This window comes from Bradyrhizobium neotropicale (assembly GCF_001641695.1).
GTDB classification, from domain to species: Bacteria; Pseudomonadota; Alphaproteobacteria; order Rhizobiales; family Xanthobacteraceae; genus Bradyrhizobium; species Bradyrhizobium neotropicale.
The window spans coordinates 38,049-59,203 of record NZ_LSEF01000024.1 but is presented as its reverse complement, the minus strand read 5'-3'; the positions used below and the strand labels follow the sequence as shown (position 1 = coordinate 59,203).

At 65.9% G+C, this 21,155-nt stretch carries 18 protein-coding genes; 12 read left to right on the top strand and 6 right to left on the bottom strand.

The window, feature by feature from the left end; translation table 11 throughout:
- The first annotated feature begins 3 nt into the window (after positions 1-3).
- Both AXW67_RS03470 and AXW67_RS03465 read left to right on the top strand, forming a co-directional pair.
- A complete protein-coding gene (locus tag AXW67_RS03470; RefSeq protein WP_063676645.1) occupies positions 4-522 on the top strand; it encodes a DUF1697 domain-containing protein in 519 nt (172 codons plus the stop codon).
- On the top strand, positions 519-809 hold the full coding sequence (locus AXW67_RS03465; protein ID WP_063676643.1) for a DUF1330 domain-containing protein: 291 nt from the start codon (positions 519-521) through the stop codon (positions 807-809). Before AXW67_RS03470 ends, AXW67_RS03465 begins: the two co-directional genes overlap by 4 nt.
- Before the next feature lie 12 nt (positions 810-821).
- On the opposite strand, the gene AXW67_RS03460 is transcribed toward AXW67_RS03465, so the two are convergent.
- The 3 genes from AXW67_RS03460 to AXW67_RS03450 form a co-directional block, all read right to left on the bottom strand.
- A complete protein-coding gene (locus AXW67_RS03460; protein ID WP_082907743.1) occupies positions 822-1,145 on the bottom strand; it encodes a DMT family transporter in 324 nt (107 codons plus the stop codon).
- 11 nt (positions 1,146-1,156) lie between these two features.
- The gene (locus AXW67_RS03455; RefSeq protein WP_063676784.1) at positions 1,157-1,834 is read right to left on the bottom strand and encodes a glutathione S-transferase family protein; all 678 of its coding nucleotides are present in this window, start codon (positions 1,832-1,834) and stop codon (positions 1,157-1,159) included.
- Positions 1,835-1,930: 96 nt separating this feature from the next.
- Positions 1,931-3,034 (bottom strand): anhydro-N-acetylmuramic acid kinase, encoded by a 1,104-nt coding sequence (locus tag AXW67_RS03450; RefSeq protein ID WP_063676638.1) that lies wholly within the window; start codon positions 3,032-3,034, stop codon positions 1,931-1,933.
- 162 nt (positions 3,035-3,196) lie between these two features.
- On the opposite strand from AXW67_RS03450, the gene tyrS reads away from it, so the two are divergent.
- The 4 genes from tyrS to AXW67_RS03430 all read left to right on the top strand — a co-directional run bounded on the left by tyrS (position 3,197) and on the right by AXW67_RS03430 (position 8,449).
- Positions 3,197-4,450, top strand: a complete 1,254-nt coding sequence (tyrS, locus tag AXW67_RS03445) for a tyrosine--tRNA ligase (protein WP_027553642.1) — start codon at positions 3,197-3,199, stop codon at positions 4,448-4,450.
- Positions 4,451-4,506: 56 nt separating this feature from the next.
- Positions 4,507-5,754, top strand: coding sequence for an MFS transporter (locus tag AXW67_RS03440; RefSeq protein ID WP_063676636.1), 1,248 nt, complete (start codon positions 4,507-4,509; stop codon positions 5,752-5,754).
- A 219-nt stretch (positions 5,755-5,973) separates the two neighbouring features.
- Positions 5,974-6,411 carry a DoxX family protein gene (locus AXW67_RS03435; RefSeq protein ID WP_063676635.1) on the top strand — a complete coding sequence of 146 codons (438 nt, stop codon included), beginning with the start codon at positions 5,974-5,976 and terminating at the stop codon, positions 6,409-6,411.
- Positions 6,412-6,754: 343 nt separating this feature from the next.
- The gene (locus tag AXW67_RS03430; RefSeq protein ID WP_063676633.1) at positions 6,755-8,449 is read left to right on the top strand and encodes a methyl-accepting chemotaxis protein; all 1,695 of its coding nucleotides are present in this window, start codon (positions 6,755-6,757) and stop codon (positions 8,447-8,449) included.
- Positions 8,450-8,496: 47 nt separating this feature from the next.
- On the opposite strand, the gene AXW67_RS03425 is transcribed toward AXW67_RS03430, so the two are convergent.
- On the bottom strand, positions 8,497-12,309 hold the full coding sequence (locus tag AXW67_RS03425) for a YhdP family protein (protein WP_063676631.1): 3,813 nt from the start codon (positions 12,307-12,309) through the stop codon (positions 8,497-8,499).
- 195 nt (positions 12,310-12,504) lie between these two features.
- Here AXW67_RS03425 and AXW67_RS03420 point away from each other — a divergent pair, with 195 nt between their 5' ends.
- Entirely contained in the window at positions 12,505-13,197 is a 693-nt protein-coding gene (locus AXW67_RS03420) for a peroxiredoxin (protein WP_082907742.1), read from the top strand.
- Positions 13,198-13,305: 108 nt separating this feature from the next.
- Positions 13,306-14,673, top strand: a complete 1,368-nt coding sequence (locus AXW67_RS03415) for a M23 family metallopeptidase (RefSeq protein WP_201723628.1) — start codon at positions 13,306-13,308, stop codon at positions 14,671-14,673.
- Between the two features lie 49 nt (positions 14,674-14,722).
- Here AXW67_RS03415 and AXW67_RS03410 read toward each other — a convergent pair whose 3' ends face one another.
- The gene (locus AXW67_RS03410) at positions 14,723-15,928 is read right to left on the bottom strand and encodes a DUF5666 domain-containing protein (protein ID WP_063676629.1); all 1,206 of its coding nucleotides are present in this window, start codon (positions 15,926-15,928) and stop codon (positions 14,723-14,725) included.
- Positions 15,925-16,791, bottom strand: a complete 867-nt coding sequence (locus AXW67_RS03405; RefSeq protein ID WP_063676628.1) for a DUF6502 family protein — start codon at positions 16,789-16,791, stop codon at positions 15,925-15,927. Before AXW67_RS03405 ends, AXW67_RS03410 begins: the two co-directional genes overlap by 4 nt.
- A gap of 126 nt (positions 16,792-16,917) precedes the next feature.
- Between AXW67_RS03405 and AXW67_RS43030 the strand changes: the two genes are divergently transcribed.
- Genes AXW67_RS43030 through AXW67_RS03390 form a run of 4 tightly spaced genes read left to right on the top strand, consistent with a single transcriptional unit; the run spans position 16,918 to position 21,148 of the window.
- Positions 16,918-17,085, top strand: coding sequence for a hypothetical protein (locus AXW67_RS43030; RefSeq protein WP_201723627.1), 168 nt, complete (start codon positions 16,918-16,920; stop codon positions 17,083-17,085).
- Between the two features lie 8 nt (positions 17,086-17,093).
- Complete coding sequence (locus AXW67_RS03400; RefSeq protein WP_063676780.1) at positions 17,094-19,025, top strand: glycosyltransferase; 1,932 nt, start codon at positions 17,094-17,096, stop codon at positions 19,023-19,025.
- A gap of 6 nt (positions 19,026-19,031) precedes the next feature.
- On the top strand, positions 19,032-19,772 hold the full coding sequence (locus AXW67_RS03395; protein WP_063676627.1) for an ABC transporter ATP-binding protein: 741 nt from the start codon (positions 19,032-19,034) through the stop codon (positions 19,770-19,772).
- On the top strand, positions 19,769-21,148 hold the full coding sequence (locus AXW67_RS03390; protein ID WP_063676625.1) for a glycosyltransferase family 4 protein: 1,380 nt from the start codon (positions 19,769-19,771) through the stop codon (positions 21,146-21,148). The genes AXW67_RS03395 and AXW67_RS03390 overlap by 4 nt, the downstream gene beginning before the upstream one ends.
- Positions 21,149-21,155 lie beyond the last annotated feature (7 nt).

Genomic DNA, 21,155 nt, shown 5'->3' with positions numbered 1-21,155 from the left:
GTCATGGGCGCGTTCGTGGCATTGCTGCGGGCCGTCAATGTCGGCGGCACCGGCAAGCTGCCGATGACCGAGCTCAAGGCGATGTGCGAGGAGCTCGGCTTCGTCGCCGTGCGGACCTACATCGCGAGCGGCAACGTCGTCTTCACCAGCCGCAAGTCTGAAGCTGCAATCAAGACCGCCCTCGAAAAGCGCCTGCATGCCTATGCCGGCGCTCCGGTCGGCGTGCTCATGCGCAGCGCGGCCGAGATGGCCCAGGTCGCAGCCGACAATCCCTTCCCGAAGGCCGCGCCCAACCGCACGGTCGCGATCTTCCTCGACAAGGCTCCGCCGGCCGATGCGCTCGCCGGCATCCGCGGCCAGAACAACGAGGAGGTCCGCCTCGGCCGCCGCGAGATCTATGTGCACTATGGCGACGGCATGGGGACATCGAAGCTCGTCATTCCCGCGGCCAAGGCCGGCACCGCGCGCAACATGAACACCATCGCGACGCTCGCGAAGATGGCCGCGGAGCTCCAGCCATGAAGGCGTATCTGGTGCTCGACCTGTCGGTGAACGACTTCGCCGGCTTCAAAACCTACGTCGCCGAAATCCCGGCCTTCATCGCCAAGCATTCGGGACGCTACATCGTTCGCGGCGTCCAGCCGACGACGATCGAAGGCGACTGGACGCCCGAGCGTCTCGTCGTCATCGAATTTCCGGAGCGCGAGAAGGCGGAAGCCTTCCTGAGCGATCCCGACATTCAAGATCTCTTCAAGCTTCGTCACGCAACAACGACCAGCAAATTGCTGCTGGCCGACGGATGCACCTGATCGCGGCTCGCCCTACGCCAGCTTCAGCGCAGTGATCCCCATCAGCACCAGCGTGATACCGGCGATCTTCATCGCGCTCAGCGTCTCCCCGAACAGCACGACGCCCAAGAGAAACGTTCCGGCCGCGCCGATACCGGTCCAGACCGAATAGGCGACGCCGACCTCCAGCACCTTCAGCGCCCGTCCGAGCAGGAAGACAAAGGCGGCGAGCAGCACGAGCGAGGTGATACTCCAGCCGAAGCGCGTGTAGCCTTCCGCATATTTCATCGAGATCGCCCAGCCGACGTCGAGCGCGCCGGCGATCACGAGCATGAGCCACGCCAACGACGGCGACACCGGCGTGCCCTTCAGGCGGCGAGCTTGAGCAGATGCGCATCGTGCCGCACCAGGAAGGCGCGCAGCAATTGCGGATAGTCCGCGCCGACCGCCGTGCGCGCGCTCGGACGCTTGGCAAGCTCCGCCCGCCACGCCCGCACCTTCGGCACATCGTTGAAGATGCCGTGTTCGGCAAGCTCATCAAACAGATCGAAATAGCGGAAGATGGGGGCAAACACGGCGTCGACTAGGCTGAACTGCTCGCCGGCGAAATACGGACCCGTGCCGAGCGCCGCCTCGACGCGGGAGAATTTGCCGGCGATGGCCCGGCGCTTGCTGTCGAAAGTCGCAGGGTCGCTCGTGGTCTCAAGACCCCAGAGATCGCCGAGGATCGCCGAGCCGAACTCCATCCAGGCGCGGTGCTCGGCGCGCTTGAGCGCATCAGCCGGATGCAGCTTCGAGCCGCCTTGGGTTTCCTCGATGTACTCGCAGATCACGTTGCTCTCGAACAGCGCGACCTCACTCTTATCGGTCGTCACTACCAGCACCGGCACCTTGCCGAGTGGCGACAGTTTCAGGAACCAATCGGGCTTGTTGGCGAGATCGAATTCGATCCGCTCGAACGGCACGCCTTTCTCGGAGAGCGCGATCACCGCGCGCTGCACATAGGGACAAAGCTTGTGGCTGATCAGTTTGAGGGCAGCGGTCATGGCGATGATCCCGACGGTTGGATGCAACTGCATTAAACATGATGCATTTGCATCCAATCGTCAAGATCCATGCACCTCCATCAACCGTCTGCGACCTCAGGGTCGGGCGATCACCCCGCCCGTCATCGGCATCGGCACGCCTGTCGTGGCCGGGTATGACAATGGCAAACCCTTCAGCCCGCGCGCGGCGAGAAAGCCGAAGGCCTGCGCCTCGATGGCGTCGGAGGCCCAGCCGAGCGTCTCGGCGGCCTCGACGGTGGCCGACCCCACCCGCTCCCGCAGCATGCGCAGCATGGTCAGGTTGCGGGCGCCCCCGCCACAGACGATCCAGCTCCGCGGCCGTCGCGGGAGGAGTGGAATGATGCGGGCGATCGCCGCCGCGGTGAAGGCGGTGAGCGTCGCCGCGCCGTCGGCCGGCGCCACCTCGCCGAGCTTGAGCGTGGCAAAATCGTTGCGGTCGAGCGATTTGGGCGGCGGAGCTGCGAAGAACGGCAGCGCCAGCGCACGCGCGATCCAGGCCTCGTCCGCCTTGCCGAGCGCTGCGAACTTACCCTCCGCATCGAACGCTTGGTTCATGGTGCGGTACATGAAATCGTCGAGCAGCGCGTTGCCGGGCCCGGTGTCGCAGGCGATCAGCGTCTCGTTGCCGTCGATATAGGTGATGTTGGAAACGCCGCCGATATTGACGACGCAGATCGGCCCCTCACGCTCCAGCGACTGCGCCAGCGCCCGGTGGTAGACCGGCACGAACGGCGCGCCCTGCCCGCCCGCCTCGACGTCGGCAGCACGGAAATCGTGCATCACGGGAATATGGATCGCTTTCGCCAGCGCCGGCGCATCGCCGATCTGTACCGTCATGCGGCGCTCGGGCCGGTGCAGCACGGTCTGGCCGTGGAAGCCGACGATGTCGATGTCCTCCGGCTTCATCCGGTTCTGGGCGGTGAAAGCGGCCACCGCTTCGGCATGGGCCAGCGTCACCGCGCGCTCGGCCTCGGCCAGCACCCCGGGCCGGGCATCGCGTTGCGCCAGGTTCACGGCCTCGGAGAGAGCCCGGCGCAGCAGGCTGCGCTCGGCAGGACTATAGGGCCGGTAGCCGGACGGCCCGAATGCCTTCACCAGCTTTCCATCGGTTTCGATCAGTGCAACGTCGACCCCGTCAAGCGAGGTCCCGCTCATCAGACCGAGCGCAGTTAACATCATCCCAGTAAGCCTCGACGTCTACCTACCCCGACGCCTGACTTGTATCAAACAAGCACATCTTATAATGCCACAGCGCGCTTCGCTGCGGCAGTCCGGTTGGCTTGGGTTCCGCAACTATAGCCGCAATTACCGTAAAATAAGAATGATCAGAGCCGCCGACAGATGAGTGCATTTAAATCGGATTTCCTCAATACCCTGCAGGAACGTGGATTCATCCACCAGTGCTCCGATTTCGAGGGGCTGGACACGCTTGCCGCCAAGGGCGAAGCGACTGCCTATGTCGGCTACGACTGTACCGCCCCCTCGCTGCACATCGGCAACTACCTGACCATGATGATGCTGCACTGGCTGCAGCAGTCCGGCAACAAGCCGATCACGCTGATGGGCGGCGGCACCACCATGGTCGGCGACCCCTCCGGCAAGGACGAGACGCGCGCGATGCGCACCGTCGCCGAGATCGAGGCCAACAAGGCCTCGATCCGCGGCGTGTTCGCCAAGGTGCTGCGCTACGGCGACGGCAAGAGCGACGCCGTGATGCTCGACAACGCCGAGTGGCTCACCAAGCTCAACTGGATCGAGATGCTGCGCGACGTCGGCAAGCACTTCTCGGTCAATCGCATGCTGACCATGGACTCCGTGCGCCTGCGCCTCGAGCGCGAGCAGGAGATGAGCTTCATCGAGTTCAACTACATGGTCTGCCAGGCCTACGACTTCGTCGAGCTTGCCAAGCGCACCGGCTGCAAGCTGCAGATGGGCGGCTCGGACCAGTGGGGCAACATCATCATGGGGGTCGATCTCGGCCGCCGCATGGGAACGCATCAGCTGTTCGCGCTGACCACGCCGCTGCTCACCACGGCGTCGGGCGCCAAGATGGGCAAGACCGCGCAAGGCGCGGTCTGGCTCAACGCCGACCAGTTCTCGCCCTACGATTTCTGGCAGTACTGGCGTAACACCGAGGACGCCGACGTCGGCAAGTTCCTGAAGCTGTTCACGACGATGCCGATGAGCGAGATCAGGAAGCTCGAGGCGCTCGGGGGCTCGGAGATCAACGAGGCCAAGAAGGTGCTCGCGACCGAAGCGACCGCGCTGCTGCACGGCCGCGATGCCGCCAATGAAGCCGCCGAGACCGCGCGCCGCACCTTCGAGGAAGGCACGCTGGCCGAGAGCCTGCCGTCGGTGGAAATTCCGCGCGGCGAACTGGATGCTGGCCTCGGTGTGCTCAACGCCTTCGTCAAGGCGGGCCTCGTCGCCTCCAATGGCGAGGCGCGGCGGCAGATCAAGGGTGGCGGCCTGCGCGTCAACGACGAGCCCGTCACCGACGAGAAGATGACGCTCTCGCCCGCCAATCTGACGCCCGAAGGTGTGATCAAGCTGTCATTCGGCAAGAAGAAGCACGTCCTCCTCAAGCCTGCATAGGCGTATGTGCTTTTGATGCTTGTCAGGGCGCGCCGAAGCGCGCTCCCTGATCGGCAATGGACCAGAACACGCCCAGGGAACAATTGGCGGCCACGTCGCAAGACGCCGTGCGCACCGCGCTTGTCGTGCTCGCGCTGTGCTTCACGCTGGCGGTGCTCGGCCGGGGCCTCAGCGAAAGCTTCACCGTCTTTCTGAAACCGATCTCGCAGGATCTCGGCTGGGATCGCGCCCAGGTCGTCTCGATCTATTCGCTGACTTGGCTGATCAGCGGTCTGACCGCGCCGCTGGTCGGACGCCTGTTCGATCATTCCGGGCCGCGCATCGTCTACTCGCTCGGGCTTCTCCTGCTCGGTTCCGCCTTCCTGATCGCGGGGCATGCGCAGCAACTCTGGCAATTCCAGATCAGCATCGGCGTCTGCGTCGGCATCGGGGTCGCCTTCATCGGCAACGTCCCGAACTCGATCCTGCTCGGCCGATGGTTCGGGCCGCGGCTGCCGACCGCGATGGCGGTGGTCTATTCGGCGATGGGCGGCGGCGTGCTGGCGTTGCTGCCAGCTTCGCAGCTCTTGATCGATCATCTCGGCTGGCGCGAGACCTATCAGCTGTTCGGCTTTGCCGCGCTCGGCCTCCTGGTGCCCTTGATGTTGTTGCCATGGCGCCTGTTCGCTACGGGCTCGCCGCATGTCCTCAAGAAGACCGATCCGCATTTCATCGATCACGGCTGGACGCTTCTGAGCGCCATGCGGCACCACGCCTTCTGGGCGCTGTTCTCGACGTTCTTCTTCACCGCTGTCGGGATGTATGCGATCGCGGCGCAGATCGTGGCCTATCTGATCGATGCCGGCTTCCCGCCACTGCAGGCCGCGACCGCCTGGGGCTTCTCCGGCGTCGTGCTGGTGTTCGGCATGCTCGGCGTCTCCGCCCTCGACGGCATGATCGGACGCCGGCCGTCGGTGCTCTTGAGCTACGCGATCTCGATCCTCGGCATCGCCCTGCTCTGGCTGCTGCAATACTATCCGAACATCATCCTGCTTACCGGCTTCGTCGTCTGCTTCGGCAGCATGATGGGCTCGCGCGGCCCGCTGATCACCGCGACCGCGATGAAGATCTTTCGCGGCGAACGCGTCGGCACCATCTACGGCACCATCTCGATCGGCAGCGGACTGGGTTCGGCGTTCGGCTCCTGGAGCGGCGGCCTGATCCATGACGCGACCCACGGCTACAACGCGCTGCTCGTCTTCGCACTTGCGAGCGTGATCCTGGGAATGATCCCCTTCCTCGTCGTCCCCGCCTTGCGGGAATAGGTGTGACGGAAGTAACCTGCGCTCCTCGCCGTCACCGGGAAATTACGGACGACGCGTGAGGCACGGCGTCACAAAAAGTCCGGCCCGACTGGACTGAAAGGACAAACCGCGGTGTTTTGTCCAACATGACGAAAATGTCAGCGCGAATAGTGCTTGGATGCCTTGCGGGGTGGAACCGAATGCGATCCAAGTCGCAGCATTGGATGGAGGGCGCAAACCATGAATTTCACTTTTCTCTCTCGCTATCAGCCGGTTCTCTTGAGCCTGTTTCGCTTCATCACCGGCCTCTTGCTGTTCCAGTACGGTGTCGCAAAGCTGTTCAAGTTTCCGGTGCTCCCCTATTTCGCTGACATCCCGCCGCTGATCTATGTGGCCGGTACGCTGGAGCTCGTGCTCGGCGCGACCCTGATGCTCGGCCTGTTCACCCGGCTCTCGGCCTTCATCCTGGCCGGTGAAATGGCCTTCGCCTACTTCATGGGCCACATGTTCAAGACCGGCACGCCGGTGTTCCTGCCGCTGCTCAACGGTGGCACCGCGGCGATCCTGTTCTGCTTCGCCTGCCTCTACCTCTCCGCCGCCGGCGGCGGCCCGGTCAGCATCGATGCGCTGATGGGCAAGGAGAGCGGCGAGCCGGGCGGCGCCTACGCGCGGCGCTGACGCATTCGACAAGGCAAGGCGGCACCGGCGAATCTGCCGGTGCCGGTTCAGCGTGCCCCCAGCACGTTCCAGATGACGGCCAGTGCCGCGACCAGCAGCACGGACAAGATGATGCGGTGAACGAATCGGTTCATTGCGGGCTGGCCGTGCTAAAACAACCAAAGTCCAAGATCGACGCGAGCACACGCGCCGGCGCACGTCGTACGCGGCGATTCGCCTGCACGATTGTGCATGTGCTTGCGAAAGCCGCGCGCGCGGCGGGACGCCGCATGCGTCCATTCATGATTGGTAAGAACTTCATGCTACCGACGCGAGCAATAACAACCATTCCGTAGAGGCCGCTATGACGCTGCTGAGTCATCTGAGTATCCGTACCAAGCTCGCCAGCATGCTCTGTCTCGCGGCGCTCACGGTGACCGCCATCATCGCGGTATCAGCTGTCCTCAGCAAGACCCGCATGCTCGAGGACCGCGCGCGCCAGATGCAGACGGCCGTCGATCTCCTGCATGGCTTCGCGCAATCGCTGCAGGACGAGGTCGCCGCCGGCAAGATGACGCTCGCCGAGGCGCAAGCGCAATTCAAGCTGCGCGGCCGCCGAATGAAGTTCAATGATGGCCAGGGCTATCCCGTGGTCTACACCGCCGATTCAACGGTGATGATGAACGGAGGAGCGCCTCAGCTCGAGGGCAAGAACAACGGCATCAGGGATGCCAATGGCATCGTGATCGGCGATGCGACCGTGAACGCGGCCAAGCAGACCCCCGAAGGTGGCACCACGTCGTATCTCTTCCCGCGTCCGGGCCAGACGGTTGCGGTCCGCAAGCTGCTGTTCGTTCGCCAGTTCGCGCCCTGGAACGTCGTGATTGCCTACGGCCTCTATGTCGACGACATCGACGCCGACGTGCGTGCGCTCACACTCGAGCTCGCCGCCGTCGGCATCGGCCTGCTGCTGCTGATGGCCACGCTGTCGTGGCTGATCGCCCGCGACGTGCTCAGCGCACTCGACCGCCAGAAGAACCGGATGCAGGAGATCGCCGACGGCGCCCTCGACGAGCCGGTCGCGGAGACCGATCGCGGCGACGAGATCGGCCGCATGGCCGAAACGCTCGAAGTGCTCAGGCAGACCGCGCTGACGGCGCGCGCGCTGGAGGCCGAACAGGTCGCTGCCAAGGCCCGCGGCGAGCAGGAGAAGCGCGAGGCCCTGATTGCGCTCGCCGACCGCTTCGATGATTCGGTCGGCCAGCTCGTCGGGCTGATGTCCTCGGGCTCCGGCGAACTGGAGACCACCGCGAAGTCGATGTCGTCGACCGCCGAGGGCACCAACCGCCGCGCCGCCGTGGTCGGCTCTGCCGCCACGGAAGCCAGCCAGCGCGTGCAGACGGTCGCCGCCGCCGCCGAGGAGCTCTCCTCCTCCATCACCGAAATCAGCCGTCAGGTCGCGCAGTCCGCCGAGGTCACGGGACGTGCAGTGGAGAGCGCCCGCCGCACCGACACCATCGTGCGTGCGCTGTCCGACGGCGCCCAGCAGATCGAGCACGTCGCCGAGCTCATTTCCAGCATCGCCGCCCAGACCAACCTGCTCGCGCTCAACGCCACTATCGAGGCTGCTCGCGCAGGCGAAGCCGGCCGCGGCTTTGCCGTCGTCGCCTCCGAGGTAAAGTCGCTCGCCAGCCAGACTGCCGAGGCCACCCGCGAGATCGGCGACAAGATCGCGCAGATCCAGGGCGCAACCAAGGAGGCCGTGGACGCCATCGGCGGCATCACCGCGACCTTCGAGGAAGTCAGCCGGATCGCGAGCTCGATCGGAGTTGCCATCGAGGAGCAAGGTGCCGCGACCGCCGAGATCGCCCGCAGCGTCCCGCAGACCGCCGAAGCGACCAAGGAAGTCACGAGCAATATCGGCGGCGTCAGCACGGCGGCGAACGAGACCGGCAACGCCGCCGGCATGGTGCTCGCCGCCGCCTCCAGCCTCTCCAAGCAGGCCGAGCAGCTCTCCGGCGAGGTCGGAACCTTCCTCGCCGGCGTGCGCGCGGCATAGGCCGCGCAACATCGCCTATCTGTCCATGAATGCGGGTAGCTTCGCGCTTAGCGCCGCGCGAGGCTGCATCCGTTCGACAGCTGGCGCGACGACGGTCCGGGCGGGTCGTTCGACTGCTGCGACGGAAGCTCGTCGATCGGCGAGCTCTGCTTGCCGGTATTGAACTCGAAAATCTTGCGGAACAGCCCCGGCGCCATCGCCGAGATCGGATTGACGCGCATCACCGGCGCGGCGGGCGTGCCGACGACCTCATAGGTCACGCCGATCAGGCCCTCATTGTTGCCGCCACCGAGGAAGATGCCGAACAGGGGTATCTGCCCGAAGATATTGTTGACGCCGTACATCGGCACGAAGGTGCCGCTCATGCACACCTGGTTGCCGGGATAATCGATCGAGCCTTCGATGGTGGCGCCGATCATCGGCCCCTTGACCACGCCGTCGCGGATCGTCAGCGCGCCGTTCTGGCGCGTGAATTCGGCGCGGAGCGCGCTGAAGGCGACGCCGCTACCGGTGCCGTTCGGCGCGCCCGCCGCAACACGCTCGAGCTGGGCCTCGCCCTTCACCGTGAAGTCGCGGACGTTGATCAGACCTTCCCTGGCGGTCGAAGGCTCTGATGTCGGCGGCTCCATCGCCACCACCATCTGCCCGCCAACAGCCTTGGTGTAGGTGTCGGTGAAGCGCAGCAGCGAGCCGGCATCGTTGGTCTGGAGATAAATGACCTCGCGGCTCCCCTGCGCGCGGCCGCCGCGCAAATCGGCCGCCACCGGCGTGTCGCGGCCGATCTTGCCGCTCAGGGTGAGCGCTTTGATGGCGCCATTGCGTTTCGACATCTTGGCATCGACGCTGCGCATCGCCTCGCCGTTGAACCCGGCGATCGCACCGAGCTTCACGTCGATGTCGAAATCGACATTCTTCAACTTGCTCTTGGCGTCCTCCTTGGAATTGCCTGAGATCGCCGACTTCAGGAAACCGCGGCCGTCGAACACGTCGCCGCGCATGCTGCCCCGAACCACGCCGTCGGGACCGCGCTCGACCTTCAACGACGCCTTGTCGCCGTCGGACGGCGCGTAGGTCGGGAAGTTCGCATTCATGAGGTCGCCGTTCTGGTCGACCTCGAGCGAGCCCTTGATCGAGGCGCTGCCACCTTCGATCACGATATCCTCGAGACGGGTCGATTGTGCCGTCGGCACCACTTTGAAGGTGGCCTTGCCGGACTTGCCCGGCAGCTTGACCCAGCCGGGCAGGATGTTGTCGAGCTTGAGTGATGTCAGGTCGGCCTCGATGCCGAGCTTCGTCGTCTGGTCGGGACCACTTGCGATCTTGCCCGAGAGCTTGATCGGCAGCGAGCCGCTGACGGCGGGGCTGAGATCGAAGCCCAGACGCGCCCGGCTCGCGTCATCGAGCGTGGCCTGCAGGCGGACGTCGGCGTCGCCCTCGGCCGGCTTGCGGTAGTCGAGCGAGGCCGCCTGCCCGTTGATCTTGACGTCACCCTTGACCTGGTAGCCCTGGTTGTTGGCGACGATCTTGAGGGTGTTGGCCTCCAACTTCTGGTTCATCACCAGCTTGTCGGCGGCAAAACCGTTGAGGTCGGCGGTCACGGCGTAGACGGTGTCGGCCTTGGTCAGCGCGCCCTTGACCGGAAGGCCGAGCACGATGTTCGCCGAGAACGTCCCCTTGCTGGTGTTGGGATCGACGAAGGTCGCCGACAGATCGCTCAGGCGATCATTGCTGAGAATTTCGGCCGCCGCGGGCACCGGCCCGTCGGCACGGAATTTGGTCCGCGAAGGCGACGGCTTCGGCGCCATGTCCGGCACCTCGAAGGTGAAATCAGAGATCGTGATCTTGCGGCCTGCGGGCGTGTCCGCGATGCCCTGGCCGATCGTCACGGTGGCCGTGCGCCCGGTCACGTGCGCCTTCAAATCGGCGTCGTGCACCACCGGCATGCCATCGACAGGGCGAACCGCGACGCCGCTCGCCACGATGTTGACCGAGAGGCCGTCATCGGGGATCGGCGGGCCCTTGCGCGGAAGATTGCGTGTCGGCGAATTGACGCCGATCTCGATACGCTGGAGCGTGCCGCGTTCGATGCGCTCGATCACCCACTCACGCAATTCCGGAACGATGAGCGTCGGCCACATCCGCTTCAGGGCGGACGCCGACATCGGCGTTCCCGCAAAGCCCAGCATCAGCCGCGGCTCGCCGGAATAGTCGATGCTGCCGGTGCCGGCGACACCGATCTCGCCATTGGAGACGTCGGCCTGCGTCAGCAGCACACGCTTGTGGTCGCTGTCGAAGCGGAAGCCGATTGCGATGCGGTTGAAGACCAGCGGCGCCTCGTTGTCGATGCCGCCAAGCAGGATCGAACCGCCGCTGAAGCCGAGCTGCCAGTCGTTGGTGCTGCCGTTGGGCGGCTCGAGATGGGCCAGCAGCGTGATGCGGTTGGCACCCGAGATGACCTTGAACGGTGCGACCAGCACCCGCCGTCCGGCATCCCACTCGACGTTGATCTCAGCCGAGTCGATCGCCATCGGATAGTCGGGCGTATCGGTGTCGATGATGTTGCCGGCGCCGATCGCGATCTTGCCGCGGAAAAAGGTCGGCACGCCGTCGCGGCCGAGCTCGCCCTTGAGCTCGCCGGTCAGCGGCAGATCTGCATTGTAGGTCAGGTCCTTCAGCCGCAGCGCCAGCAGGATGTTGGAGGTCGAGACCTTGTCGGCGCGGATGTCGACCGAGCGCACGCCGTTCTCGGACGGTCCGATCGTGGCACGCAGCATCCACGGGCGCGCACCTTCCTCGCCGAGGCTGAGAGACACACCGCCATGGCTCGGCCGGCGCAGGCTGAGGGTGATGTTCTCAAAGGTCCATTTGCTGCCGCGCTGCTGGTCGTCGACGATCAGATTGCCGTTCTTCAGACCGATCTCGTTGAGGTTCTGGCCGTCCAGACCGGTCATGCTCAGGCTGTCGAGCCAGTCGAGACCGGCGAGAACGCCGCTCTGGGCACTGCCTGCGGCGGCGGCCGGTGCACTGGACGACGGATCCGGGGTCGCGGCTGCCGACGGCGGCGCAGACCCGGTACGCGGGAACGTCGGGGGCAGGCCGGCTTCCTTCTTCGATGCAACGCCGGTCGCCAGCGGCTTTGCGGTGTCGCCGGCCGACACGGTGACCGTCCCGTCAGGCGCGATCCGGATCGCAAGCTCGGCATCGACGAGGTTGAGGCTTTCGGCGCGCAGCCGGCCCATCAGCAGCGCGGTACCGGACAGCCTCACCTCGGCCTTCGGCGCGCTCGCGACGATGGCGTGGTCGCGGTCGCGGACGATGATGTCGCGGATGCGTACGGCAATGCGGATTCGGCCGGCCCGCTCGATCTGCGTGCCGCCGACTTCGACCGTGTTGCCGTTGCCGATATTGTCCTCGATTGCCGCCGCAAGCCACGGCGTTGCGATGTCGAGATTGATGGGGCCCGCACCAAGCCGCCACCACAGCGCGCCGAAACAGCCGACGAAGATGACGACGAGGGCGCCGATGACGACGGCCAGCCGCTTCAGCCAGCGATCCGCCGCCAGCCACCGCCGCAGAGACCCAACGCCGTCACCTAAACGAGGGAAGCCCGAACTGGAACGCGACAACAGCCGGCGTGCACGATGGCCCGCCGCCTCCTCCTGATCCGGATCCCAGTCGGCCTCGTCCCATTCCAGCGGCTCCTGCACGCCGCCGCGCCGAAGGTAATCCCGATGATGATCCTGGGGCGACGTATTCCTTGCCATTGCCTCTCGATACAGGCGCCCATCGTAAGATTGAGCGCCGCCGGGGCCGCATCCGTCGAAGGGGATCGAAGGCCCCTTCGACGGCACTGCCGCCATTCCTTGAATGTTCCTGCTGTTCGTCATTTCGCCCCGGAAGCGCGTTCAACGAGCAGTGGGGTGGTGCCTGGAATTTCTTGTAACCATACTCCCGCGCGGTCAGAGTTGCCCAGCCGAGGGCGCGAATCCGGCACACCTGACGAGAGCTGCAATACCGCTTTGGTTGACCCGCCGAAAGCGTCGAAAGGAAGGCGTATGTCCAAGAAATCCCGAAAGAATTCGTCCAAAAGCGCCTCCGGCAGTCCGATCGCTAAAAAGAAGGCCGCGAAAACGCGGCCATTGGCGCAAACAAAGCCCGCGAAAACGCGGCGGGCACCGGCAAGCAAATCAAGCAAGACGGCAGCAAAGGCAGCATCGCATAAGGCCGCACCGAAACGGTTAAAATCTAGTGAATCCCTATCCCAACCTGCGACCGCCGCCAAACTCGTTCTGACCGAGGGTCGGAAGGCGCCCGCCTTCCGGCTGCCCCGTGACGGTGGCGGCGTGGCGACGCTGTCGGACTATGCCGGGCGGAAGCTCGTCCTGTTCTTCTACCCTCGCGCCGACACTCCTGGCTGCACCCGCGAGGCCATCGACTTCACGCGCCTTGCGGACGCGTTCGCGCAAGCAGGCACGGCCGTGCTGGGCATCTCCGCCGATCCGGTCAAGGCCCAGGAGAGGTTCCGAGACAAGCACAGTCTCGGCATCCCCCTCGTCTCGGATGAGACCCACGAGATGCTGGAGGCGTATGGCGCCTGGGGCGAAAAATCGATGTACGGCAGGACCTTCCTGGGGATTCTTCGCACCACGGTTCTGGTCGGCGCGGACGGCAAGGTGGCCAAAGTCTGGCGCAACGTTCGCGTCGACGGCCACGCCGACGACGTACTCGCGGCGGCAAGCAGTCTTTAACCAGCCCTTTAAATTCGAGCGTTCCCATTTCCGAAAAATTAACCATGACCGGCCCAGATTGCGGCAATTAGGCCGCAAGGAACCGTTCCGACCGGCGCGGGAGTGCCGATGTCGAAAAGTTCTGCCCAACACTCGCACTCCCCCCAACATCATCCTCACGATCACGGACGGCCCTACCATCGCCGTCCCGCCGCAGCAGCGGCGGCAGCCGCGATTCCCCTCCCCGCAGCGGATGACGCCTACACCATCGTCCACGCCGGCAAGCAGGTTCGCTTCGGCCCCGTGGTGTTCTGGATCGTGGTCGGCACCGTCGTGCTGCTCGGACTGTGGTCGGCAGCAACCGCCACCTATTTCGCCTTTCGCGACGACGTCCTGACCCGGCTGATCGCCCGCCAGGCCGAGATGCAATACGCCTATGAAGACCGGATCGCCGAGCTGCGCGCCAAGGTCGACCGCACCACCAGCCGGCAATTGCTCGACCAGGAGCAGTTCGACCAGAAGCTCGACCAGATCATGAAACGCCAGACGGCGCTGGAGTCCCGGGCAACGGCGCTCGGCGCCATGCCCGACGTTACCGGATCGATTCCGCGCTCAGCTCCGCAACGCGGCGAGTCGAGCCAGGGCACGACGCAGGGCACGCCAAAGCCCTCGCCGATCAGCGACACCGTCATCTTCGTGGCGCCGCCGGACCGCGAAGCGCGGCTCGAGTCGCGCGCGCCGGCCGTCGCGGCACCGCAAACCAATCAATTCGCCAAGAACCAGGGTTTCGACAATGTCCTGGTCCGGCTCCAGACCTCGCTTGATCAGGTCGAGCGTCGTCAGATAGCGGCGCTCAGCGCCGTCGAGGAAGGCATGGATTCACGCATGCGGCGAATGCGCGGCGTCGTCGGCGATCTCGGCCTGAACCTTGCCAGTCTCGAAGCCGCCGTGCCGCGCACCGCAATGGGCGGGCCTTTTGTACCTGTGAAACTAACGGCGAACTCCGGCCCGTTCGAGAAGCAGCTCTATCGCATCAACACCACCCGCGCCGAGATGGACCGGCTCAACCGCACGCTCGCCCTCGTGCCCTATCGCAAGCCCGTCATCGGCGAGGTCGAATTCACCTCCGGCTTCGGCGTGCGCAGTGATCCCTTCCTCGGCCGGCCCGCGATGCACACCGGGCTCGACTTCCGCGCCGCGACCGGCGATCCCGTTCGCGTCACCGCCAACGGCAAGGTGGTGTCGGCCGGCTGGTCCGGCGGTTACGGTCGCATGATCGAGGTCGATCACGGCAACGGGCTTTCGACCCGCTACGGCCATCTCTCCGAGATCAATGTGAAGGTCGGCGAGATCGTGAAGATCGGTCAGGTCGTCGGCCTCGTCGGATCGACCGGACGCTCGACCGGTCCGCATCTGCACTACGAAACCCGCATCGACGGCGAGGCGGTCGATCCGCAGAAATTCCTGCGCGCCGGGGTTCGCCTGAGCGCGGGCTAGACCCGCACCTCGTCCAATTCGGCGAAGCGCCTGTCTCTCGCACCGGACCTTAGCGCCGGCCGCCCCCCATCCCGCCACCGGGGCCACCGAAGCCACCACCGCCCATTCCGCCGCCAGGGCCCATCGGCCCGCCGGGCGATCCCATGCCGCCGGGTCCCGACGGAGCGCCGGGGCCCGAGGGCGACGGACCCGGGCCGGATCCAGGCGCCGGGCCGGTCCCGGGCGCACCGGGCGCAGGCTGACCGCCGGTCGGGCTTGGGCCGGGCGTGCCGCTTCCGGGATGCAGGATCGAGCCGCCGGGCGAGTGGCCGGGGCCGCTGGGGCTTCGTCCGGGTGACGGCATCGACGATCCCGGGAATTGGCCGACGGCTTGTGTGGAATCGACCTGCAGGCCGCGCGCGCGATCGAACACGCCGTTGACCACCATGCGCGCTTCGCCGGCCGCCGGCCCGAAGCGCGATCCGTCATGGGCGACGAACCCGGAGCCGAGCTGCAGGTTCGAGCCCGCGCGCTGCACATAGGCCTCGATCGAGAGCCGGCTCGCGCCGACGAGGTCGGAGAAGTCGTCGATCCGGGTGCGCGAGGCCTGCATCACGCCCTGGTTCGCGCTGCCTTCGATCTGCACGCGCCGGCCGACGAGCAAGGGATCGACCCCGCTCAGCTTCAGGCCGCCGATGTGCAAGCCGTCCGCGCCGCGCTCGACCAGACCCGTGACGCGCGGCGTGACATTGCCGCGCTGTTCGACGAGGCTCGCGACGATCACGCCGTCAGTGCGACGCAGGCCGAACACGGCGACCTCGGTGCCTGCGCGGCGCCAGTTTTCCTTGCCGCTCGACAGCACCTTCTGACCGAGCACTGTCAGCTCGTTGCCCTTCACCTGTTCGATCGGGCCCGAGACCTCGCTCGCAATGGAGATGCTGCGGGTGACGAGTGTGCCGTCGGCCTGCCGCGTAGCGACCACGCGCGCGAGCTGGCCGATGCGCAAGGCCTTGATGCTGGCCGCATCGCCATCGATGCGGACCGGCACATCGTTCGCATAGGTGATGCGCTCGCCGTTCACGTAAATGCTGCCGAAGCGCTGGATCACGCCGACGATGCCGGTACCGCCGATGCCGTGATCGTCGCCGCGCGTGATTCCGGTGCCGCCGATACCCTGGTCGGTACCGCGCTTGACCTGCGCCCGGGCAATGGCTGTTCCGGCGAGCCAGAATCCCGTCAGCAGCAGGCGGCGGGAGATGAGCGGCGGCCGACTCATGACGAACTGCCTTCAGTTCCGTCGCCATTGTCGTCGGTATCCTCGCTATAGATGTAGATGCCGAAATTCCAACGGGCGTCGCCGCCCTTGTCCTTGGCAAGCGCGCGATTCGCCTCGCGGTTGGCGGTCTTCAGCGCATCCATGGCAAGCTCGCGCGAGCGCGCCTCGAGGCGCCTCGCAAGCTTCGGCGAGATATTGTTGTAGTGCACGGCGCGCTCGAGGAAGCGCGGCGCCGGCCCCGAGACGTTTTGGGCGGCCGCCGCGATATGGTCATGCAGATTGCGGCCGAGATAGTGCCACTTGCTGTTGTCCTCGCCCGTCGGGACGAAGGCCGCCTCGACCAGCTCGATCTCGTCGTCGCCGTTGATGGTGACGAGCTTGCGGTCGAGCCATTCGTCGAGCACCGCGCGCGGACGCACGTCCTTGGTGACGGAGGCAACGAGCTGCTCGAATGACGGCGCCTCCCCCTCGGCGGTGCGCGGCAGCGCGAGCGGCTCGCCTTTCGCATCGGTGAATTCGGGTGCGGCGAGCCAGCGCGCGATCACCGCGCTCGTCAGCGACACCGCCGCCGGGGCCTCGTGCACCGGCGCGCCTGCGCCACGCAGCCGCGCCACCTCCTTGCGGTGGATTCCCGTGAGCAGGCTGACGCGGCTGTCGGTCTGCTCCTTTCCTTCGAGCGCGAAATCGTGCTCGGCGACGTTGACGAAGAGCTCGCGCAGGAGCTGCGCCAGCGCCGGGAACGTCATGCCGCTGCGAATGCAAAGCCGCACGAGCGGGCGCAGCAGCCGCGCCAGCGGCGCGTGCAGCTTCGCAGCGGCGTTCGGCTGTGGCGCCGAAGCCTTGGACCCGGGTTTGGCATTCATGTCTGAATTGTAGCGATGCAATCCGTGGGACACAATCCCACTTTTTTTGACCCGCCGATTGACGTGGTAAATTTTCCCACATATACGAGACGCCACTGAGGGGCGCGACGTAAAGGGACATCACCCATGGCTGCTGACCGCATGGTCCGCAATTCCAGTTCACTGCGTGCACTGCCGTTTCCAGACAGGAACCGCGGCGACGCGCTCGAGCCGATCCTGCCGGCGCTCCTGCGCGGCGTGATTTTCATTTCGGCGCTGGCTGCGCCGTTCGTCGCCGCATTGCTTGCAGGTTGACCGCCGTCATGAACCACGCCAGCGAAACCGCGCGCCGCCCGTCGGTGCTGCACATCTTCAAGATCTACTATCCCGACCTGTTCGGCGGCACGCTCACGGTGATCCGCGACATTTGCGCCAGCCTGAAGGACAGCTTCGCCTCCGCCGTGCTGACCTGCTCGCAATCGGCCAAGCGCCACGAGGTGATCAACGACGTCGAGGTCGAGCGCGTGCACTCGTACGGCAATTTGCTGTCGCTTCCGGCCGCGCCCACCTACCCCTGGCGGCTGTGGCGCAAGATCGCCGACCACGACCTGCTCGCGCTGCACGCGCCCTTCCCGCTCGCCGACCTCGTCTTCGCCTTCGGGCTCGGCCGCAAGCGGCCGCTGGTCGTGCACTGGCACGCCGACATCGTCACCCATGCCGGTCTGCGCTGGCTCATCGAGCCCCTGATGCGCCGGACGCTGCAGCACGCCAAGGCGATCATCGTGTCCGACCGCGTGCTGGTCGACCACACGCCGCTGCTGCGGGAATTCGAAGACAAGTGCCACGTCGTGCCGTTCGGCATCGACACCACGGTCTACGACTGGCCGAAGATCGAGCCGCATCACGTCAACGATCGCGGCCGGCTCGTGCTCGCCTGCGGCCGGCTCGTTCCTTACAAGGGGTTCGACGTGCTGATCCGCGCCGCCGTCAATCGCAAATTCGAGGTCTGGATCATCGGCGAAGGCGTCGAGCGGCCGCGGCTCGAGCAGCTGATCCGGGAGCTCGGCGTCGGTGATCGCGTTCGCCTGCTCGGCTCGGTGAACGACTGCGAACGCATCAAGCTGATGTGCCTCGCCGACGTCTTCGTGATGCCGTCGGTGACCAATGCCGAGACCTTCGGCCTCGTCCAGCTGGAGGCCATGGCGGCGGGACGTCCGGTCGTGAACACGGCACTGGACACCGCAGTGCCCCGCGTCGCCCGCCATGGCATGGAGGCTATCACGGTGCTGCCCGGCGACGCCGAGATGCTCGGCGAGGCCATCGACACGCTGATCCGCGATCCCGAGCGCCGCCGCCGCATGGGCCTGTCGGCGCGGACACGGGCCGTGACCCGCTATTCCGCCACGGCCTTCAAGGAGGGCATGGAGACCGTCTACCGCGACGCAGTCGCCATGCCGCGCAAGGAAGAGGTGGCGACGGCGGCCGAGGAGCCGCATCCGCCCGGCTGGCTGGACTCGGTGCGGATCGCCGCGGCGCTGGCCTGGTCCGACATGCGCCATCGCTATGTACGCTCGCTGCTCGGTCCGTTCTGGATGTCGCTCCAGATGGCGATCGTGGTCGCAGTGCTGGGCTCGGTGATCGGCCAGATGTCGAATGCCGGCGTGCTGGCGCGCCTGCCCATGCTCGCGCTGTCGATGACGGCCTGGACCTTCCTCAACAGCGTCGTGCTCGACTCGACCACGGCCCTGCAGGGTTCGGCGAGCCTGATCCGCGACCGGGCGCTGCCCCCGGTCATCTTCCTCCTGCAATGCACGTTCCGGAATGCGCTGTTCGCGCTGCATAACGCCTGCGTTCCACTTGTCCTCTGGCTCATCCTCACCCCGCAGCACCATGCCTCCCGTGCGCTCGAGGCGGTGCCGGGCCTGCTCCTGTTCGTCGCCTGTACCCTCGCTCTCAGTCTCGTGCTCGGTGCGATGGCGACCCGCTACCGCGACCTCAAGCCGATCATCGAATCCTCGTTGATGCTCGCCTTCCTGTCCTCACCGGTGATCTGGTCGTCCGACATGATCAACCACCGCTCGACGGTGATGCGGCTCAATCCGCTGACACATCTGTTCGCGGTCTGGCGCGAGCCGCTCGTGGGCGGTCACGTCGATACGATCAGCATCGTCTACGTCCTGGTCGCACTGGCGCTCCTGAGCGTCGCGAGCGCACTGACCCTCATGCACCTGCGCAAAGCCGCTTTCTGGATCTGACAACACATGGTCTCGATCAGTCTGCGCAATGTCTGTCTCGACTACCCGCTCTACGGCGCCTACGACTACTCGCTGAAGCGACGGCTGCTCGGCCACCTCATCCGCGAACAAGGCGAGATGCGGATCATCCGTGCCGTCGACAATGTCTCGATCGAGGCGGCAGCCGGCGCCCGGATCGGCCTCGCCGGCCCCAACGGCTCCGGCAAGTCGACGCTGCTGCGCCTCATCGCCGGCGTCTATCCGCCGAGCAGCGGCAACGTCGCGATCAAGGGCAACATCGTGCCCCTGCTCGGCCTCAACGCCGGCGTCAATCTGGATTTCGTGGCGGAGGACAACATCGCGCTCCTGCTGCGGATCAGCGGACGCAAGCCGAGCCGCGCCGTGATCGACGAGATCTGGGCCTTCACCGAGCTCGAGGAGCGCATGCAGCGCCTGCCGCTGCGGATGTTCTCCTCGGGCATGCTGATGCGCGTGCTGTTTGCGACCGCCACCGCCTTCCCGGCCGACATCCTCCTGCTCGACGAATGGCTGAGCGTGGTCGACGAGCATTTCGCCGAAAAGGCGCAGCGGCGGCTCCTCAACCTGGTCTCGCAGGCCGCGATCGTGATCATCGCCTCGCACGACCAGCCGCTGCTGCGTCGCACCTGCACCAGGATCATCAACCTTGATCATGGCCGCATCGCCTCGACCGCCGTGGTCGAGCCGACATCCACGCCCCCCATTGAGCTCCGCGAGAAACGCGCATGAAGCAGAATATCCTTGTCGTCTCCGAAGCGCTCGGCGAGCCCAACCACAAGCGCGGCATCTTCCACTTCACGCGCGAGCTGATGCGTTCGCTCGCGGCCGAAGGCCATGAGCTCACGCTGCTGGTCGAGACCACGCGGCGCTATCGCAAGCTGCGCCGCCGCGAGCGGCGGACGCGGCTCTTTCCGACGCAGTCGCGCAACATCGAGCTGCTCGCCCTCTACCGCTTCCTCGACGAGGTCAACATGAGCGAGCCGGTGACGCGCGGCGGCCTGCGCCGCACGCTCGACTGGTTCAGGCACCGCCTCACCATGTCGGTGTCGTGGGAGTACACGATCTGCTTCCTGCGCGCGATCGGCGTCCGCGGCCTCGGCTCGCGCCTGATCGAGAACCGGACCGCGGCGCTTGAATACATTCCGCCGGATCTGCGTCACCTCGAGCTGTTCCGCGACTTCCAGCTCGAGCCCGGGTTCTACAGCTACCAGGACTCCTCGGCCTTCTTTCTGCTGCCGCCGCCGCGGATCGACGCGCGCGGCTATGACGTCATCGTCGTGGATACGCCGACCCGCGTCGCGATCAAGCGCAGGCCAGGTGCCAAGGTGATCTGCGTGGTCCACGACCTGTTGCCGCTGACCGACCTCAAGCTCAGCGACGTCGCAACGCGGCTGTTCCTGTCGCGGCTCCTCACCAGCCTGCGTCAGGCCGACGAGCTCGCCTTCGTTTCAAACTACAGCATGATGCGGTTCAGGGAACTGTTGCCGCAATTTGCGCACCTACCGGCGCGGGTCGTGTATCCCCGCACCCGGTTCGACGCCCCGGATGTCCTGCACCGACCAGCCCCGTCGGGGCGTCCGGGGCGGCCGAGCTTCGTTGTGATCGTCTCGAACGAGCCGCGCAAGAACGTCGCCACTGTCATTCGTGCCTTCTGCAACGTGCCGCAGGCCGATCTCGTGGTGATCGGCCTTGCCGGCCACATCAGCCGGATGCGCAACCTCCCGCCCAACATTCGCTTCGCCGGCTATGTCGACGAGCACGAGAAGGCCGCCCTGATTGCCGAGTCGCACGGCCTGATCATGCCGAGCTTCGCGGAAGGATTTGGCGTGCCGATTATCGAGGCGCTGGCAGCGAACACGCCGGTGCTGTGCTCCGATATCGCCGTGTTCCGCGAGGTCGCGGGCGAGCTCGCCGATTATTTCGATCCGTTCTCGACCGATGCGATCGCCGCCTCCGTCACCCGCGTGCTGGCGCGACAGGAAGAGTGCCGCGGCAGAATCAAGGCACGGCGCGGCGAGCTTGCGGAGCGATTCGGCTACCAGACCCAGGCGCGCGACTTCCTCGGCCAATACGTGCCCGCGGAAAGCCTGATGGCTGCGCAATAGCACTTCG